The following is a 233-nucleotide window of genomic DNA, read 5'->3' on the forward strand; positions in this document are numbered from 1 at the left end:
TCGCCGAACAGCACCGGTGCCGATTCGTTGCTGAGCGCCTGAAGGACCATCTCCGCCAGGCGCTTGGTGCTGCCCATCACATTGGTCGGTCGCACCGCCTTGTCGGTGGAAATCAGCACGAAGTTCTGCACGCCGACCTGCACCGCGGCCTGCACCGCATGCAAGGTGCCTATCACGTTGTTGAGAACGCCCTCGGCGATGTTGTGCTCGACGATCGGCACATGCTTGTAGGC

At 62.2% G+C, this 233-nt stretch carries 1 protein-coding gene; it reads right to left on the bottom strand.

Translation table 11 applies throughout. From position 1 onward, the window contains the following. A partial coding sequence (locus BST14_RS32415; protein ID WP_281252842.1) for a polysaccharide biosynthesis protein occupies positions 1 to 221 on the bottom strand: 221 nt, incomplete at its 3' end. Positions 222 to 233 lie beyond the last annotated feature (12 nt).

The sequence above is a fragment of the Mycobacterium arosiense ATCC BAA-1401 = DSM 45069 genome (assembly GCF_002086125.1).
In the GTDB taxonomy this organism is placed as follows: domain Bacteria; phylum Actinomycetota; class Actinomycetes; order Mycobacteriales; family Mycobacteriaceae; genus Mycobacterium; species Mycobacterium arosiense.